Source organism: Ruegeria sp. D1(2025) (assembly GCF_056536425.1).
Map to the genome: position 1 here is coordinate 118,434 of NZ_JBQFPO010000005.1, position 14,940 is coordinate 133,373.

Annotated in this window: 15 protein-coding genes; 8 read left to right on the plus strand and 7 right to left on the minus strand. The window is 59.5% G+C overall.

Annotation, left to right across the window (positions count from 1 at the left end; translation table 11 throughout):
• Nucleotides 1-2: 2 nt before the first annotated feature.
• Entirely contained in the window at nucleotides 3-1,265 is a 1,263-nt protein-coding gene (locus ACR1XU_RS13680; protein ID WP_480904453.1) for an FAD-dependent monooxygenase, read from the minus strand.
• 51 nt (nucleotides 1,266-1,316) lie between these two features.
• On the opposite strand from ACR1XU_RS13680, the gene ACR1XU_RS13685 reads away from it, so the two are divergent.
• The 4 genes from ACR1XU_RS13685 to ACR1XU_RS13700 all read left to right on the plus strand — a co-directional run bounded on the left by ACR1XU_RS13685 (nucleotide 1,317) and on the right by ACR1XU_RS13700 (nucleotide 7,488).
• The gene (locus ACR1XU_RS13685; RefSeq protein WP_480904456.1) at nucleotides 1,317-2,645 is read left to right on the plus strand and encodes an amidase; all 1,329 of its coding nucleotides are present in this window, start codon (nucleotides 1,317-1,319) and stop codon (nucleotides 2,643-2,645) included.
• A gap of 109 nt (nucleotides 2,646-2,754) precedes the next feature.
• Nucleotides 2,755-3,936: an aminotransferase class I/II-fold pyridoxal phosphate-dependent enzyme gene (locus tag ACR1XU_RS13690; protein ID WP_480904459.1), complete on the plus strand. Its 1,182-nt coding sequence runs from the start codon at nucleotides 2,755-2,757 to the stop codon at nucleotides 3,934-3,936.
• A gap of 14 nt (nucleotides 3,937-3,950) precedes the next feature.
• The gene (locus ACR1XU_RS13695; protein ID WP_170807312.1) at nucleotides 3,951-6,872 is read left to right on the plus strand and encodes a DNA translocase FtsK; all 2,922 of its coding nucleotides are present in this window, start codon (nucleotides 3,951-3,953) and stop codon (nucleotides 6,870-6,872) included.
• Nucleotides 6,873-6,912: 40 nt separating this feature from the next.
• Nucleotides 6,913-7,488, plus strand: a complete 576-nt coding sequence (locus tag ACR1XU_RS13700) for a LolA family protein (RefSeq protein ID WP_170614254.1) — start codon at nucleotides 6,913-6,915, stop codon at nucleotides 7,486-7,488.
• A gap of 35 nt (nucleotides 7,489-7,523) precedes the next feature.
• Here the strand turns inward: ACR1XU_RS13700 and ACR1XU_RS13705 are convergent, their stop codons facing one another.
• On the minus strand, nucleotides 7,524-8,105 hold the full coding sequence (locus ACR1XU_RS13705) for a transglycosylase SLT domain-containing protein (protein WP_170614255.1): 582 nt from the start codon (nucleotides 8,103-8,105) through the stop codon (nucleotides 7,524-7,526).
• Nucleotides 8,106-8,165: 60 nt separating this feature from the next.
• Nucleotides 8,166-9,047, minus strand: coding sequence for an AEC family transporter (locus tag ACR1XU_RS13710; protein ID WP_480904462.1), 882 nt, complete (start codon nucleotides 9,045-9,047; stop codon nucleotides 8,166-8,168).
• Nucleotides 9,048-9,127: 80 nt separating this feature from the next.
• Here ACR1XU_RS13710 and hspQ point away from each other — a divergent pair, with 80 nt between their 5' ends.
• The gene (hspQ, locus tag ACR1XU_RS13715) at nucleotides 9,128-9,454 is read left to right on the plus strand and encodes a heat shock protein HspQ (protein ID WP_170614257.1); all 327 of its coding nucleotides are present in this window, start codon (nucleotides 9,128-9,130) and stop codon (nucleotides 9,452-9,454) included.
• A 35-nt stretch (nucleotides 9,455-9,489) separates the two neighbouring features.
• Here the strand turns inward: hspQ and ACR1XU_RS13720 are convergent, their stop codons facing one another.
• The 3 genes from ACR1XU_RS13720 to ACR1XU_RS13730 form a co-directional block, all read right to left on the minus strand.
• Nucleotides 9,490-11,067, minus strand: coding sequence for a gamma-glutamyltransferase family protein (locus ACR1XU_RS13720; protein ID WP_480904465.1), 1,578 nt, complete (start codon nucleotides 11,065-11,067; stop codon nucleotides 9,490-9,492).
• 208 nt (nucleotides 11,068-11,275) lie between these two features.
• On the minus strand, nucleotides 11,276-11,728 hold the full coding sequence (locus ACR1XU_RS13725) for an ATP-binding protein (protein WP_480904468.1): 453 nt from the start codon (nucleotides 11,726-11,728) through the stop codon (nucleotides 11,276-11,278).
• A gap of 22 nt (nucleotides 11,729-11,750) precedes the next feature.
• On the minus strand, nucleotides 11,751-12,089 hold the full coding sequence (locus ACR1XU_RS13730) for an STAS domain-containing protein (RefSeq protein ID WP_480522771.1): 339 nt from the start codon (nucleotides 12,087-12,089) through the stop codon (nucleotides 11,751-11,753).
• Nucleotides 12,090-12,191: 102 nt separating this feature from the next.
• Here ACR1XU_RS13730 and ACR1XU_RS13735 point away from each other — a divergent pair, with 102 nt between their 5' ends.
• The 3 genes from ACR1XU_RS13735 to ACR1XU_RS13745 all read left to right on the plus strand — a co-directional run bounded on the left by ACR1XU_RS13735 (nucleotide 12,192) and on the right by ACR1XU_RS13745 (nucleotide 14,536).
• Nucleotides 12,192-13,364, plus strand: coding sequence for a thiolase family protein (locus tag ACR1XU_RS13735; protein WP_480904471.1), 1,173 nt, complete (start codon nucleotides 12,192-12,194; stop codon nucleotides 13,362-13,364).
• A gap of 96 nt (nucleotides 13,365-13,460) precedes the next feature.
• Nucleotides 13,461-13,916, plus strand: coding sequence for a GAF domain-containing protein (locus tag ACR1XU_RS13740; RefSeq protein ID WP_480904474.1), 456 nt, complete (start codon nucleotides 13,461-13,463; stop codon nucleotides 13,914-13,916).
• Nucleotides 13,917-14,017: 101 nt separating this feature from the next.
• Complete coding sequence (locus ACR1XU_RS13745) at nucleotides 14,018-14,536, plus strand: GNAT family N-acetyltransferase (protein WP_480904476.1); 519 nt, start codon at nucleotides 14,018-14,020, stop codon at nucleotides 14,534-14,536.
• Nucleotides 14,537-14,558: 22 nt separating this feature from the next.
• Here ACR1XU_RS13745 and ACR1XU_RS13750 read toward each other — a convergent pair whose 3' ends face one another.
• Complete coding sequence (locus ACR1XU_RS13750) at nucleotides 14,559-14,831, minus strand: DUF1294 domain-containing protein (RefSeq protein WP_480904479.1); 273 nt, start codon at nucleotides 14,829-14,831, stop codon at nucleotides 14,559-14,561.
• Nucleotides 14,832-14,940 lie beyond the last annotated feature (109 nt).

A 14,940-nucleotide genomic window follows, 5' to 3' on the forward strand; every position in this document is an offset into this window, starting at 1 on the left:
TTTTAGATCGCGCGCCCCTGCAGCAGTTTTGGCAGGTCTCCGGTCAGCCCGGCGGCCTCGCGCACAAAGCCCCGGCGCAACCCGGGCATAGAGCCGACGATGCCCATGCCGATGTCGCGACCGATCCGCAGCAGCGGGTTGTCGTTGGAAAACAGCTTATTGAACACATCCGTCGCCATGGCCAATGCGGCTGTATCGAACCGCCGCCACTCCTGATAGCGTTCCAGCACCAGAGCCGAGCTGAAATCCTCGCCCCGCCGTCCGGCCAGCGTCAGCACCTCGGCCAGCGCGCCGACATCACGCAATCCGGCGTTTAATCCTTGCCCCGCGATCGGGTGCATGCCGTGCGCGGCATCCCCAACGAGCGCCAACCGCTCGCCGATGAAGGAATTGGCGATGGTCAGGTTCAGCGGGTAGGTGAACCGGTCGCCCTGCAAACGGATGTCGCCCAGGAAATCCCCGAACCGGGGGCGCAGGACCTGCAGATAGTCGGCTTCTGACAGGGCGTTGATGCGCCGGGCCGTGTCGGTCCGTTCACTCCAGACAATGGAGCTGCGATTGCCGGTCAGCGGCAGAATAGCCAGTGGACCTGGCGGCATGAAGAACTGGTGGGCAATGCCGTGATGGGGCAGGTCATGTTCGATGGCGCAGACCAGCGCCGTCTGCCCATAGTCCCAGCCGGTGCGCCTGATGCCTGCCCGCGCGGCAGTGCCGCTTCGGCGCCCGTCGCATCCGACAAGCAGGCCGCCGGTCAGAACAGAGCCGTCGTCAAGCGTCAGAGACACGCCCGTTGTATCGCATTCCTGCGCCACGACTGTTTTCCCGCTTAGTTGCGTTATGCCCTTTTCCTCGGCCATCGCCTCAAGAAAGGCGCGACGCAGATGGCGGTCTTCGACCATGTAGCCCATCGGGCCTTCTTCGATCTCGGCATGGTCGAAATGCATCAAGAAGGGCGACGGGCCGGCCCCTGCATGCCCGTCGGTGACCTTGATCTCGAGCATCGGTTGCGCATGCCCGGCAACCCTGCTCCAGACGCCGGTCGCCGCCAGCAATCTTTGCGAAGCAAGCGCAAGTGCGTAGGCCCGGCCGTCAAATGCGGCGTCCTTGCGCACGGTCTCGGCCAGCGCGTCGATTACCGTTACAGAATGCCCGGTCTGCGCCAGTGCCAGTGCCAGTGCGGGGCCGTTCAGGCCGCCGCCAACGATCAGGATATCCGAAACCTTAGTCATGCCCCGCAATATGCGCGCCCTTTCGGGATTGTCCATGTGCGGTCGTGTCGCTACCGTCCCCTCATCGTAGATAAATGGAGGTGAGGGATGCAGGAGTGGCTGACCATGACCGCGTGCGATCTGGGGCGCGGCATCGGAATGGGGCAGATCGACCCTGTGGATCTGACCGAAACCTATCTGGCGGCCATCGACGCGCATCCGCATCGTGATCGTATTTATGCCCGCGTTACCCATGACCGCGCCCGGGCCGAAGCCAAGGCCGCAAAGGAACGAGCCGGCTTGGGGCTGCGCCGATCCTTGCTGGACGGTGTGCCAATCAGCTGGAAAGACCTGTTTGACACGGCAGGCATCGCAACCGAGGCAGGCACGGCCCTGCTGAAAGGTCGCGTTCCGGATGCCGATGCCGTGGTCGTGCGCAACGCCACCGCCATGGGAACGGTGTGTCTGGGCAAGACACATATGAGCGAGCTGGCCTTTTCCGGCCTAGGACTGAATCCCATCACCGGTACGCCGCCCTGTATTGACGATGAAGAGGCGGTGCCCGGCGGCTCATCCTCGGGCGCGGCGGCTTCGGTAGCGTGGGGCCTGGCGGCTTGCGGGATCGGATCGGATACCGGGGGGTCGGTACGCATCCCGTCGGCCTGGAACAATCTGGTGGGCCTGAAAACAACAGCCGGACGCGTCAGTCTTGAGGGCACTGTGCCATTGTGCCTGCGGTTTGACACGGTTGGGTCGCTGGCCCGTTCGGTCGAGGATGCTGCGCACGTGCTGGCGTTGTTGGAAGGTGGCACTCCCGCCGACTTGCGGGGGGCCAGCCTGAAAGGGCGGCGGTTTGCCGATCTGCAGAATGTTGCCAGGGATGATTTGCGGGACGGCCCGCGCAAGGCGCATGAGGAAGCCCTGAACCGACTGCGGGAGGCCGGCGCGCAAATCGTACCGCTGGATGTTCCTGAACTGAACGACGCCATGGGTCTGACCAGTGTAGTCTATACGACAGAAGCGTATGGGCTGTGGCGTGACGTGATCGAAGCGAACCCCGATGCCATGTATCCGGAAATTCTGGAACGATTCCGCATCGGCAAGGCGCATTCCGGCCCGGACTACGTAGCGGCCTGGTCCAGGCTCAAGGCCTGCCGCAGCGCATGGGACGCCGCAACCGCCGGGTTTGACGCGGTTCTGGCCCCGACGGCACCCATTCTGCCGCCGAATCTGGACCGTCTGATGACCGACCATGACTACTACGTCACCGAAAATCTGCTGGCCCTGCGCAACACGCGCATCGGCAATCTGATGGGTTTGGCTTCTCTGACTTTGCCCACCGGAACACCCGGTTGCGGATTGATGATGCTAGGCTATCCCGGTTCGGAAGAAGCGCTGTTACGGTTGGGATCTGCGACCGAATCCGCGTTGGCCTGAATGCCACAATCCCCTGATTCGGCACCTCTTTGTCTGGACGAGGCGGGGTGCGACCTGTAATCTGCCAGAAAATCGGGACAAAAACGATCCCGGCATTGAGGCAGTTGTTATGAATTTCCCCGAGCGGTTTTCGGACCTACCGGCATATGCATTCCCGCGTCTGCGCGCCCTGTTGGATCACCATCAGCCGGGCGGTGAGGTCATTCATATGACTATCGGCACGCCAATGCATGATTTCCCGGCGTGGGTGACGGATATCATCGCCGAAAACGCTGCTGATTTTCAGGGATATCCGCCGAACGAAGGTTCGCCCGCGCTGCGGGGCGCGATCACCGATTGGATCGAACGTCGTTATGGTGTTTCGCTTGATCCCGATACCAACGTGATGGCCCTGAATGGCACGCGCGAAGGTCTGTATAACGCAGCTATGGCGCTGTGCCCGGAGCAGAAGAACGGCCAGCAGCCGATCGTGCTGTGCCCGAACCCGTTTTATCAGGTCTACATGGTCGCCTCGATCTCGGTCGGGGCGCAGCCGGTTTTTGTTCCGGCCACGGCCGCCACTGGTCACTTGCCGGACTATGCCGGTCTGCCCGAGGACGTGCTGAACCGAACTGCGGTGGCCTATATCTGCTCGCCCGCCAACCCGCAGGGCGCGGTTGCGTCGCGGGACTATTGGGCTGAACTGATCCGTCTGGCCGAGAGATACGATTTCCGCATCTTCGCCGATGAATGCTATTCCGAGATTTACCGCGACGAAGCTCCGACAGGTATTCTGACCGTGGCGCAGGAACTGGGAGCGGACCCTGAGCGGATCGTTCTGTTCAATTCGCTGTCCAAACGATCCAATCTGGCCGGGCTGCGTTCGGGTTTGATTGCTGGTGGACCCGAGACGATCAAAAGGGTCAAACAGCTGCGGGCCTATTCCGGCGCGCCTCTGCCAGCGCCTTTGCAGGCCGCTGCCGCCAAGGTCTGGGCGGATGAGGCGCATGTAAGGGAAAACCGCGCGCTTTATCAGGATAAATACGCCATTGCGGATGAGGTTTTCGCTGGCGTGCAGGGCTATATGCCGCCTGAGGCCGGGTTCTTCCTGTGGCTACCGGTCGAAAACGGCGAGGAAACAGCGTTGAAGCTGTGGCAGGAGACAGGGGTGCGTGTCCTGCCAGGCGCATATCTTTCTCAAGGCGATCCGGGACAGAACCCGGGCGAGCAATTTATCCGGGTCGCCATGGTGGCCCCAAAAACAGAGTTGCAGCGCGGGCTGATCACGCTTCGCGACTGCATCTATTCGTGAGGTACGAGGGCAAAATGGCATCATTGAACGCGCGCAACCGCGATCCTTTACTGGACAGCACAACGCAGGCCGCGATTGAGCGGCGCAGCAAGGAATTGATCGGGATCGCCCTGATCCTGCTTGGTTTTGCGGCAGCGGCAATGATCTGGTCCTACACGCCGGATGATCCGAACTGGATGGTATCGACCGACGCGCCGGTGCAGAACTGGATGGGCCGTATTGGGGCCTCGATCGCTGCGCCTCTGTTCATGATCGTGGGCTGGGGAAGCTGGAGCATCGCTTTGGTGTTGATTGGCTGGGGCATCCGCTTTGCCGGTCACTTCGGCGAAGATCGCGCCGTTGCGCGCCTGATCTTTGCGCCGATCTGGATCGCGGTTGTATCGGTTTATGCAGCGACTTTGGTGCCGGGCGACGCATGGCGCGCCACCCACAGCTATGGTCTGGGCGGTTTGTTTGGCGATACCGTGATGGGTGCGTTGCTGACATTGTTGCCGATTTCCTCGCATTTCATGGTCAAGCTGATGTCGCTGGCGATGGCGGTGGGGATGCTGGCGCTGGGCGTTTTTGTGCTTGGGTTTACCAAAGACGACGTCCGGCGTGGGTTCCGGGCTTTCCTGCTTGGTCTTGTTCTGTCCTACGACATGCTGATGAAGGGTCTTGGCCGCAGCGCATCTGCCACGGCGCAGGCCGCGCGTGACCGCCGCGCGCGGTGGGAAGATCGCAAGGCCGCCCGGATCGAGGCTGATGACCTCGTGTTCCAGGACGATATGGATTTTGCCGATCCTGTATTCGAAGAGCCTGAATTCCGGCCCGGGCCGCAGAAAACCGGCCTGCTGGCCCGAATGCCCGCGTTGATCCGGCGACCGGAACCGATGCCGGAACCCGAGCTTGTCGACCCTGAACCGGTTGCAGGTTTCGACGAAATGCCGGGTGAGGATCGTATCCGTTCAAAAATTTCGGCAGCCGTCCGCAGCCGCCGGGTCGCCACTGGTGAGATGACGCCCGAACCCGATCCGAACCTTCCGCTGACCAAGGGCCGCGGCAGAGGGCCCGACCCACTGATCCTGAACACAGCGCGGCCCGGAGAATTGCCGCCCGAGCCACCCATTACTGCGGCCGGGTTGCCACCCGAACCGCCGTTGACTTCAGGGGCGGCGCCGGAATGGCAGGCACCTGATCCGAACGCGTACCTGCCTGAACCCGATCACATACAGGGCTTTCAGCCGGAACCCGATTTTGACGACGACGACGTGTTCGAGGACGCACCCGAACCCGCGCCAGAGCCGCGCCCTGCAATGAAAATCCCGGTGGCCGAACCGCGCAAACCGGTCGTGGCACAGCCTGTTCGCCGCAGCCCGCCACCGTCGCGCCGTGCCCAGGCCGAAGCGCAGCCGACCTTGTCGTTCGAGGAACGGCATTCCGATTTCGAGCTGCCGCCGCTGGGCCTGCTGTCCAATCCGGCGAGCATTCAGCGCCATCATCTGAGCGATGAGGCGCTGGAGGAAAACGCGCGGATGTTGGAAAACGTTCTGGACGATTATGGCGTCAAGGGTGAGATCGTCAGCGTCCGCCCCGGTCCTGTTGTGACCATGTATGAACTTGAACCGGCTCCGGGCCTGAAAGCCAGCCGTGTGATCGGTCTGGCGGACGATATCGCGCGGTCCATGTCCGCCTTGTCGGCGCGGGTTTCGACATTGCCGGGGCGTTCCGTGATCGGTATCGAACTGCCCAACGAAAATCGCGAGATGGTGGTGCTGCGCGAAATCCTCGCCAGCCGGGACTTTGGCGATGGCAACCACGCGCTGCCTTTGGCACTGGGCAAGGATATCGGCGGGGAATCCGTTGTCGCAAACCTGGCCAAGATGCCTCACCTGCTGATCGCGGGTACGACCGGTTCCGGTAAGTCGGTGGCGATCAACACCATGATCCTGTCACTGCTGTATAAGCTGACGCCGGATGAATGCCGCCTTATCATGATCGACCCAAAGATGCTGGAGCTGTCCGTTTATGACGGCATCCCGCATCTGCTGTCACCCGTTGTGACCGACCCGAAAAAGGCGGTTGTGGCTCTGAAATGGGTCGTGGGCGAGATGGAGGACCGCTATCGCAAGATGTCCAAAATGGGCGTGCGCAATATCGCGGGCTACAACGGCCGCGTGAAGGATGCGCTGGCCAAGGGCGAACTGTTCAGCCGTACGGTCCAGACCGGGTTTGATGATGACACCGGCGAACCCACATTCGAGACCGAAGAATTCGCACCCGAAGCGATGCCCTACATCGTCGTCATCGTCGACGAGATGGCCGACCTGATGATGGTCGCGGGCAAGGAAATCGAAGCCTGCATTCAGCGTCTGGCACAGATGGCGCGGGCTTCGGGTATTCACCTGATCATGGCAACGCAGCGCCCGTCGGTCGACGTGATCACCGGTACGATCAAGGCAAACTTCCCGACGCGGATTTCGTTCCAGGTGACCTCGAAAGTCGACAGCCGTACCATCCTTGGTGAAATGGGGGCTGAGCAACTGTTGGGGCAGGGCGACATGCTCTACATGGCTGGTGGGGCCAAGATTACCCGCTGCCACGGTCCGTTCGTTTCGGACGAAGAGGTCGAGGAAATAGTCAACCACCTGAAACAGTTCGGCCCACCGGACTACATGAGTGGGGTAGTCGATGGCCCGGCCGAGGAAACCGCTGACAATATCGATGCTGTTCTGGGCCTGAATACCGGTGGAAACACCAACGGTGAGGATGCCCTGTACGACCAGGCAGTCGGGATTGTAATCAAGGATCGCAAATGCTCGACCTCGTACATTCAGCGGAAACTTGCCATTGGCTACAACAAGGCCGCGCGGCTTGTTGAGCAGATGGAAGACGAAGGCGTTGTTTCGTCAGCAAATCACGTCGGCAAACGCGAAATCCTCGTCCCCGAGCAGTAGGATATTTAATAACAAGGGCAAAGCGCTTATCTGGTGTCTCATGAAACAGATAGCCTTTGCCCTTGCTTTGACACTGGCCGCGCCTGCGGCCTGGGCGGCAGACAAACTGCCATTGTCGCAGATTTCAAAATACCTGAACGATATGAAAACCGTTCAGACGTCGTTCACTCAGGTCAACGATGACGGATCGCTAAGTACCGGAAAGCTTTGGATCCAACGCCCCGGCAAGATGCGGTTCGAATATGACCCTCCTAATGATGCCGTCGTTCTGGCGCGGTCCGGATCGGTGATGATCTTTGATCCGAAATCAAACCAGCCGCCCGAGCAATACCCGCTGAACCGGACGCCGTTGTCACTGGTGCTGAAGCGAAATGTAAATCTGGGTGAGGCGAATATGGTGGTGGGGCACGAGTTTGACGGGACTGCCACGATCGTTACCGCGCAAGACCCCAAAAACCCCGACGCAGGCCGGATTGAGCTGATGTTTACAGGCGATCCCATTGAGCTGCGAAAATGGGTGATTCACGACAATGCCGGGGGGCAGACCACGGTCCTGCTGGGCGCATTGGAAACAGACGGACGCTTGAACCAGAGCCTGTTCTCACGCCCGAATTAGGACAGGCCGGGTAACTGCCGGCCTGCGCAATGGTGTCAGACTCGGCAGGACGCCAGCTGGGCCTGATAAAGACGCGCACGCGCATCGACATCATCCGCCACGTTCAGCAACCAGGATTTACCGTTGTAGGTGCCACGCGCAAAGCCGGCGTGACCTTCGTGATAGGCCAGGTACTGGTTGCGGGTGTCGCTGGGGTGGATGCCGTTGCGTTCGTAGCTTTTGTTCATGTACCAGCCGATGAAGTCCGACGCGTCGCGAATGCGATCCCGCTTGGCGCGCCGTTTTCCGGTTTCGCGCTGATATTGCTCCCACGTGCCATCAAGGGCCTGGCTGAAGCCGTAGGCGCTGCTCTGACGGCCTAGCGGGATCACTCCCAGTGCGTATTTGTGCGGGGTCCGTGCATCGTGGCGATAGCGGCTTTCCTGATAGATTGTCGCCATCTGAACGTGAATGGGCACCCCCCATTTCCGTTCGGTGGATTTGAACGCCTTGATATAGTCCGGCCTTTCGCGCGCAATACTGCACGCGTCATTCAATCTGCTGGGCGGTTGCTTGGAACCGCCCCCACAGGATGCCAAAAGCAGCACCCCAAGGAGTACAACTAGAATTCTGCTCATGTGCCTCGTGCCTTTTTTGTTCATTCTAGCGCAGATTGTAGTTTGAGGAAATCACTTTCGTTACAGAACAATAGCCAGAATGACAGGTAATGCCCCAACGGAAAGAAGGGTCGAGACCATGACCATTCCGGCAACCGCGTCTGAATCGGCCTTGAACCGCTCGGCCAGAAGGTACGATGTGACTGCCACCGGGGTGCACATCTGCAAGACCAGCACACCGAATGCCACGGCCCCAAGATCGAACGTCGCTGCAACGGTCCAGCCCAAAACAAAGCAAACGCCAAGCTTCAGAACAGACAGCCAGATTGCCTGCCCCAGCTTGTCCGTGGTCAGACGTGCAATCGCGACGCCGAGCGTGATCAGCATCATGGGCACCGCCATTTGCCCCAGCAGCTCGAGCGTATTGGTCAGAAACAGGGGCGTTTCCCAGCCTTGCCACAAAAACAGCGCGCCAAGCAGCGTGGCCCAGACCATCGGCTCGCGTATGACTTTGCCAAACGCGCCTTTTCCGGCGACCAGATAGATTCCGTAAGTGAATGAAAACAGGGCCGTGACCGCCAGAAAGATCACCGCATAGCCCAGTCCCGCCTGCCCGAATGCAAAAATACACAGAGGCAGGCCAAGATTTCCGGTATTCCCGAAAATGAGCGGCGACAGATACGTGCGCTGCTCCAGTTTCAGAAGATGCACGGTCACTTTGAAGACCACGGCAAGCGCCAGATTCCCGGCAATGGTGGCCAGCGTGAACCGTGACAGATCCCCGCCCGGAATTTCGGTCTGCATCAAGGCGACGAAGATCAGACTTGGCACGGCCAGTGTCATTGCAAACCGTGTCACGAACTGCAAACGGTACTCGAATCCCAGCCTGACCCAGGTAAACCCAATCCCTGAAAGCAGAAATACCGGAGCGACGATTTCGAACACTGTCAGTAGTAGGTTCACAGACTGTTTCCCTGAATTTCAGATCAATGATTGGCATTTTGGCCCGGAAAGAGGTAGTAAGACCTCCGGGGGCTGAAACAATGCTGAAGACAAATGCCAAATACGGCTTGGGCCAGGTGGTCCGCCATAAGAAACATCCCTTTCGAGGGGTGATTTTTGACGTGGATCCGGAGTTCTCGAATACGGAAGAATGGTATCAGGCGATTCCTGAAGACAGTCGACCGATAAAGGATCAGCCGTTTTATCACCTTTTGGCGGAAAACGACCAATCCTTCTATGTTGCTTATGTTTCAGAACAAAATCTGGTTGCCGACCAGTCCGGAGAGCCGGTTGAGCACCCCGATATTCCCAACATGTTCGGCCCGTTCGAGGATGGCGCGTACCCGCTGCACTTTCATCTGAACTGATGACCGCATAGCTGCCGCCTTCCGGTCGCCGAAAATCAATACCCAAGCGCACATCCGTCTTTTCTGGGGTCACTTGCCCCCTCAAGAACACCGCTTTCACAGATTCGGATCGCCTGTGCACCGCCGAGGGGCGTGTCAGGAATTGAAACAGTGTGGCCAATGTCAGACAATTGTTGCGCTACTGCTTGCGGATATCCGCGTTCCAGTTTCAGTACCCCACCATCGGCAAAGGCGCGCGGCGCATCGATGCTGCCCTGAAGACTCAAATCAAAATCGACAAGATTGGACAGGAATCTGGCGTGTCCGGTCGGCTGGTAGGCCCCGCCCATGACGCCGAATGGCATCACTACCCGGCCGTCCTGTTTCAGCATCCCGGGAATGATCGTGTGCATCGGGCGTTTTCCACCGTTCAGCTCATTGGGGTGCCCGGCTTGCAGCGTAAAGCCCGCCCCGCGGTTCTGCAGCAGAATACCATATTTTTCAGACGCGATCCCTGATCCGAAGCTGTGGAAGATCGAGTAGATGAGTGATACGGACATCCGGTCCCGGTCGACCACCGTGATATAGACGGTATCCTTGTGAACGGACTCGGTCAGCGGTGCGGCGGCCGCCATAGCGTTTTTGGGATCGATAAGCGCTGCCAGCTTGTCTGCAATGTCCTGATCGGTGAACCGTTCGGCCCTGGCCATATGATCGGGGTCCGCAATAAACCGGTTCCGGGCATCGTAGGCCAATTTGGTGGCCTCGGCCTCGATATGAACCCTTTGCGCACCAAAAGGGTCCATCCCGGCCAGATCAAAGTTCTTCAGCATATTGAGCAACAGGATCGCAGTCGCCCCTTGCCCATTTGGCGGGTGTTCGACAAGGTCCGTGCCTTTGTAGTGCCCGCTCATTGGGGTGGTTTGCGTCCATCTGGTGGCTTGAAAGTCATCCGATGTGTGGACCCCACCCAGTGTGTTCAGGGCGGAAATCATGTCTTGCGCGATGTCACCGGTGTAGAATGCTTCGCGCCCGTGACGAGCAATTTGGCGCAGAACTTCCGCCTGACCCGGAGCGCGAAAGATCTGACCTGTTTCCGGGGCCTTGCCATCAATCAGATAGTGGTCGCGGGCCGCACCCTGCAATACAGCCGCGCCGGATTTCCAGTCAAAGGCCACCCGTGCGGCAACCGGAACACCGGTTTCGGCGTAGTCGATGGACGGTTGCAAAATCGCCTCAAGCCCCAGCCGCCCTTCCGTTTCCGCCAGGTGGCAAAACGCATCAACAGCACCCGGAACTGTCACCGCATCCGGGGTGTTCAGGGGCACGGTCTTCAGGTCCTTTGCGCGCAACGCTTCTGCATTTGCTGCTTGGGGCGCGCGGCCTGAACCGTTCAGCGCGCGAATTTCGTTCTCGCCTGCGCGATTGAACAGGACAAAACAATCGCCACCCAGACCGGTCATTTGTGGTTCGCAAATACCCAGCAGAACCGCACCAGCGATGGCGGCGTCCATCGCGTTTCCGCCCTGCGCCAGTATGTCCAGCGCCACCTTGGCCGCCAAAGGGTGTGACGTCGCACACATGCCTTCGGTCGCCAGTACTTCGGAACGTCCGGGTTTGTGCAAATCGCGCATGACGGGGCTCTCCTCATTGAACGCGCAGACCGTATCGCGCGGCAGAGGAATGTCCAGTCAACTTGAGGGGAGGTTCCTCGGCGCCGGTCACTGGGTGGGGGCTGTGATGCTAGGCGCCGAGGGAAGCTATCTGAGCTACAAGACCCTTTTGCCAATTATTTGCGGCGCGACAATGTTTCGATCTGGGCCTTATTGTGGCCATTTCGGGTCAATTCGCCTCATCCGGGAAATCGAAGCGCAAAGACAACCTATTGCACCCTTCGCGCCGCTCATAGTGGATGGCGCTGGTCAATTGGTGAATCAGGAACCATCCGAATCCCCCTTCAGGCAGACTCTGTCTGGTTGTGTTGACGTCCGCCGGAATTCCATCGGGCACTCGACACCCCGGCAAAGGGTTGCCGGTATCCGTAATGACAATGACAAGCCAATCCCTGTGCAGGCGGCACCTGACAAGAACACGGGCTGGGGCGATGCCTGCGTAGGCATGTTCGACCACGTTGTTTATCGCCTCGGCCAGCGCGATTTTGACGTCGCTTGCCTTTGGCGCGGGCAATCCACGCTCAGCGAGGCTGGCGCTAAGACTGGCGATACCCATGCTCGCCTCAGCTTCGGTTGCGGCAAAGCTCAGTTCCAGAAAGTCATGATCATGAACAGAGGCCACGCGAATGGTTTCCTGTGCAACTTTAATCCGCAGCCGGCGTCAGAGCGTCTTCCAGCGTCGCAAATAATCGAAAAACTGTATCCATGCGGGTCAGCCGAAATACTTTCTCGACAAACGGATGCAGACCCGCCAGATCCAGGCTGCGGTCATCGCCAAGCTGTTTCATGGATGCCACGATGGCACCCAGTCCGCTGGAATCGATGAATTCGACATCCGACAGGTCCAGCACCACCCGGCCCGCGCCGCCGTCAGTCTGATTACGCATATCTTCCTTGAACTGTATCGCAATGGCGGCGTCGATCCGGTCGGCCTGAACCGTGATCACCTGCGTCTCACCGGTTGTCGTACTGATCAGACCCATGTCCGGTTGCCCTCCAGAATGAAAAAACCTCGTAGAAATACGCTAGACGGCAATTCTTACCATTCGGTATTCAGAACCTGGAAAACCAGAAGGAGAATCCGGATGAAGCAGGTCGTGATCGCGGGTGCAGCCCGCACCCCAATGGGCGGGTTTCAGGGCATGTTCGATGGGGTTGCGGCGGCCGATCTGGGTGGCACGGCCATTCGAGCGGCCATGCAGGGGGCCGGAGTACAGACCGTGGACGAGGTTCTGATGGGCTGCGTTCTGCCCGCCGGTCAGGGGCAGGCTCCGGCGCGGCAGGCCGGTTTTGCCGCCGGTTTGGGCGAAGACGTGCCCGCAACGACCCTGAACAAGATGTGCGGGTCCGGGATGAAGGCGGCGATGATAGCGTTTGACCAGATTGCGCTGGGTCATGCCGACACCATGGTCGCGGGCGGTATGGAAAGCATGACAAACGCCCCCTACTTGCTGCCCAAAATGCGCGGCGGGGCGCGAATCGGTCACGGTCAGGTGGTGGACCATATGTTTCTGGACGGGCTTGAGGACGCATATGACAAGGGTCGACTAATGGGCACCTTCGCCGAAGACTGCGCCGAGGCCTATCAATTCACGCGTGAAGCGCAGGACGAATACGCGTTGCAGTCTCTGTCCAACGCGCTGGCCGCTCAGGAAAACGGGGCGTTTGACGGCGAAATTGCGCCGCACGTCGTGCGGACCCGCAAAGGTGAAGTCACACAAGATATTGACGAACAGCCAAAATCGGCGCGGCCGGAAAAGATTCCGACCCTGAAACCCGCGTTTCGCAAGGACGGGACCGTAACAGCCGCCAACTCCTCATCGATCTCCGATGGTGCGGCGGCGCTGGTTCTTGCCTCCGCCGAAGTGGCCGAGGCGCAGAGCCTGAACGTTCGTGCGCGCATCCTCGGGCATGCCAGCCACGCGCAGGCTCCGGGCCTCTTTACGACCGCTCCGGTTCCGGCGGCGCAAAAGCTGCTGTCCCGCATCGGATGGAGCAAGGATGACGTCGATCTGTGGGAGGTGAACGAAGCCTTCGCCGTCGTTCCCATGGCGTTCATGCGCGAAATGGGTTTGCCGCGTGAAAAAGTGAATGTGAATGGCGGCGCCTGCGCCCTGGGTCATCCGATCGGCGCATCAGGTGCACGAATCATGGTGACGCTGCTCAATGCTCTGGAAAAACGAAACCTCAAGCGGGGTGTGGCAGCCATCTGCATCGGCGGCGGCGAAGGCACCGCAATAGCAATCGAACGGGTTTGACCCTTCATCTTTTTCCAAATACTCCGGGGGTGAATTGAGCCAACGGCTCAAGAGGGGGCAGCGCCCCCTTTACCCACCACAGACGGGACTTCCACCATGACAGCAGACTACACCATGCTGGCCAGAACCATTGCCGCTCTGACCGAAGGCGAAAGTGACGAGGTTGCACTGATGGCCACCGTCGCCTGCGAGGTGCATCATTCCGACGACCGGTTCAACTGGACCGGGTTTTATCGGGTGACCGAACCGGGGTTGCTGAAAATCGGCCCTTACCAGGGGGGCCATGGCTGTCTGGTCATTCCCTTCGACCGGGGTGTTTGTGGTGCGGCGGCGCGCACAGGGCAGGTGCAGCTTGTTCCGGATGTCGACGCGTTCCCGGGGCATATCGCCTGCGCGTCCTCAACCCGATCCGAACTGGTCCTGCCTGTTCTCAATGCCGCAGGTGAGGTAATTGCGGTTTTCGACATCGACAGCGATCTGCCCGATGCGTTTTCGGAGGATGACGCCGAATACCTGACGGAGATATTGTCCCAAACTTTCGCGCGAGCCTGATGGAAACGCAGGGGGCGAAAGGCCCACTCTCGGACTTCGACATTTTGCTTCACGCAAAGACCCGCTAAACTCCGAAGGCTTCGAAACCTGGCGGGTCCGGCATGATTCCACACCAATTCTCTACTCAACGGCTTTCAGTCAGCCACTGGAAAGACCATCTTGCCGAACCGCACTTGCGGCGCAAGCTAGCTGACGATCTTGCCGCGCTTCTGACCCCTGCGGTCCTGAAAAACCTGCCGCCGTCCATGCAGCTGCAGGATCAGGGCATGTCGAACTGGATTGATACCCGTCGCGCCGAAAGCGACATTCTGCTGGTGCGTCAAGGCACCGACAATGAGCTGATCGGACTGATGGTGCTGGCCGTCGATACGGAGAGTGATGCGCCTCCGAGTGTCCATATCGGCTATCTGATTGCAGAAACTGCCTGGGGAAACGGATATGCCTCCGAACTGTTAAAGGGGCTTCAGACCGCAGTGTTGTCAGGCCCTGCCATGCGACTCGTTGCCGGTGTCGATCGCGACAATCCAGCCTCTGCCCGCGTGCTTCAGAAAGCAGGCTTTGAACTTTGGACGGAACGCTGTTCCGCCACCACCGAGATGTATGTTCGCAACATCGGCTGATTGACGGTGCCGTCAGGTCTTGTCACCGCACGAGGGTGGGCAGGCCGTTGGTCATGACAAGATACAGGGCCAAGACCTGCAACGTGGCAACTCCGAACAGCCAGGCCGAGAATCCGCGTTTTCGGGTTTTGTGTCGAAACAGCCATCGTCCCAGCAACGCGCCGGGGCTGCCGCCCAAAGCCGCAAGCCACAACAACCTGCGTTCTGGAATTCTGCGCTTGCGCCGCTGCGCCCGGACCTTGTCCCAGCCGAAACACAGCAGGGTCAGACCGTTAACCGCCCAAAGATAGATCACTGCAATCCACATGAGTGGGACATAGCCAATCGGACATGTCGACCCAAGTGAAAAAACGCTTGGAATTTTCACGGAATCGCGCCATCGTGAAAAACGAGGAGAAAATTTC

What these genes read in the sequence shown, in the direction of transcription:
- ACR1XU_RS13680 (WP_480904453.1), bottom strand. Translation starts at nt 1,265, where the DNA reads ATGGACAATCCCGAAAGGGCGCGCATATTGCGGGGCATGACTAAGGTT.
- ACR1XU_RS13685 (WP_480904456.1), top strand. Translation starts at nt 1,317, where the DNA reads ATGCAGGAGTGGCTGACCATGACCGCGTGCGATCTGGGGCGCGGCATC.
- ACR1XU_RS13690 (WP_480904459.1), top strand. Translation starts at nt 2,755, where the DNA reads ATGAATTTCCCCGAGCGGTTTTCGGACCTACCGGCATATGCATTCCCG.
- ACR1XU_RS13695 (WP_170807312.1), top strand. Translation starts at nt 3,951, where the DNA reads ATGGCATCATTGAACGCGCGCAACCGCGATCCTTTACTGGACAGCACA.
- ACR1XU_RS13700 (WP_170614254.1), top strand. Translation starts at nt 6,913, where the DNA reads ATGAAACAGATAGCCTTTGCCCTTGCTTTGACACTGGCCGCGCCTGCG.
- ACR1XU_RS13705 (WP_170614255.1), bottom strand. Translation starts at nt 8,105, where the DNA reads ATGAGCAGAATTCTAGTTGTACTCCTTGGGGTGCTGCTTTTGGCATCC.
- hspQ (WP_170614257.1), top strand. Translation starts at nt 9,128, where the DNA reads ATGCTGAAGACAAATGCCAAATACGGCTTGGGCCAGGTGGTCCGCCAT.
- ACR1XU_RS13720 (WP_480904465.1), bottom strand. Translation starts at nt 11,067, where the DNA reads ATGCGCGATTTGCACAAACCCGGACGTTCCGAAGTACTGGCGACCGAA.
- ACR1XU_RS13730 (WP_480522771.1), bottom strand. Translation starts at nt 12,089, where the DNA reads ATGGGTCTGATCAGTACGACAACCGGTGAGACGCAGGTGATCACGGTT.
- ACR1XU_RS13735 (WP_480904471.1), top strand. Translation starts at nt 12,192, where the DNA reads ATGAAGCAGGTCGTGATCGCGGGTGCAGCCCGCACCCCAATGGGCGGG.
- ACR1XU_RS13740 (WP_480904474.1), top strand. Translation starts at nt 13,461, where the DNA reads ATGACAGCAGACTACACCATGCTGGCCAGAACCATTGCCGCTCTGACC.
- ACR1XU_RS13745 (WP_480904476.1), top strand. Translation starts at nt 14,018, where the DNA reads ATGATTCCACACCAATTCTCTACTCAACGGCTTTCAGTCAGCCACTGG.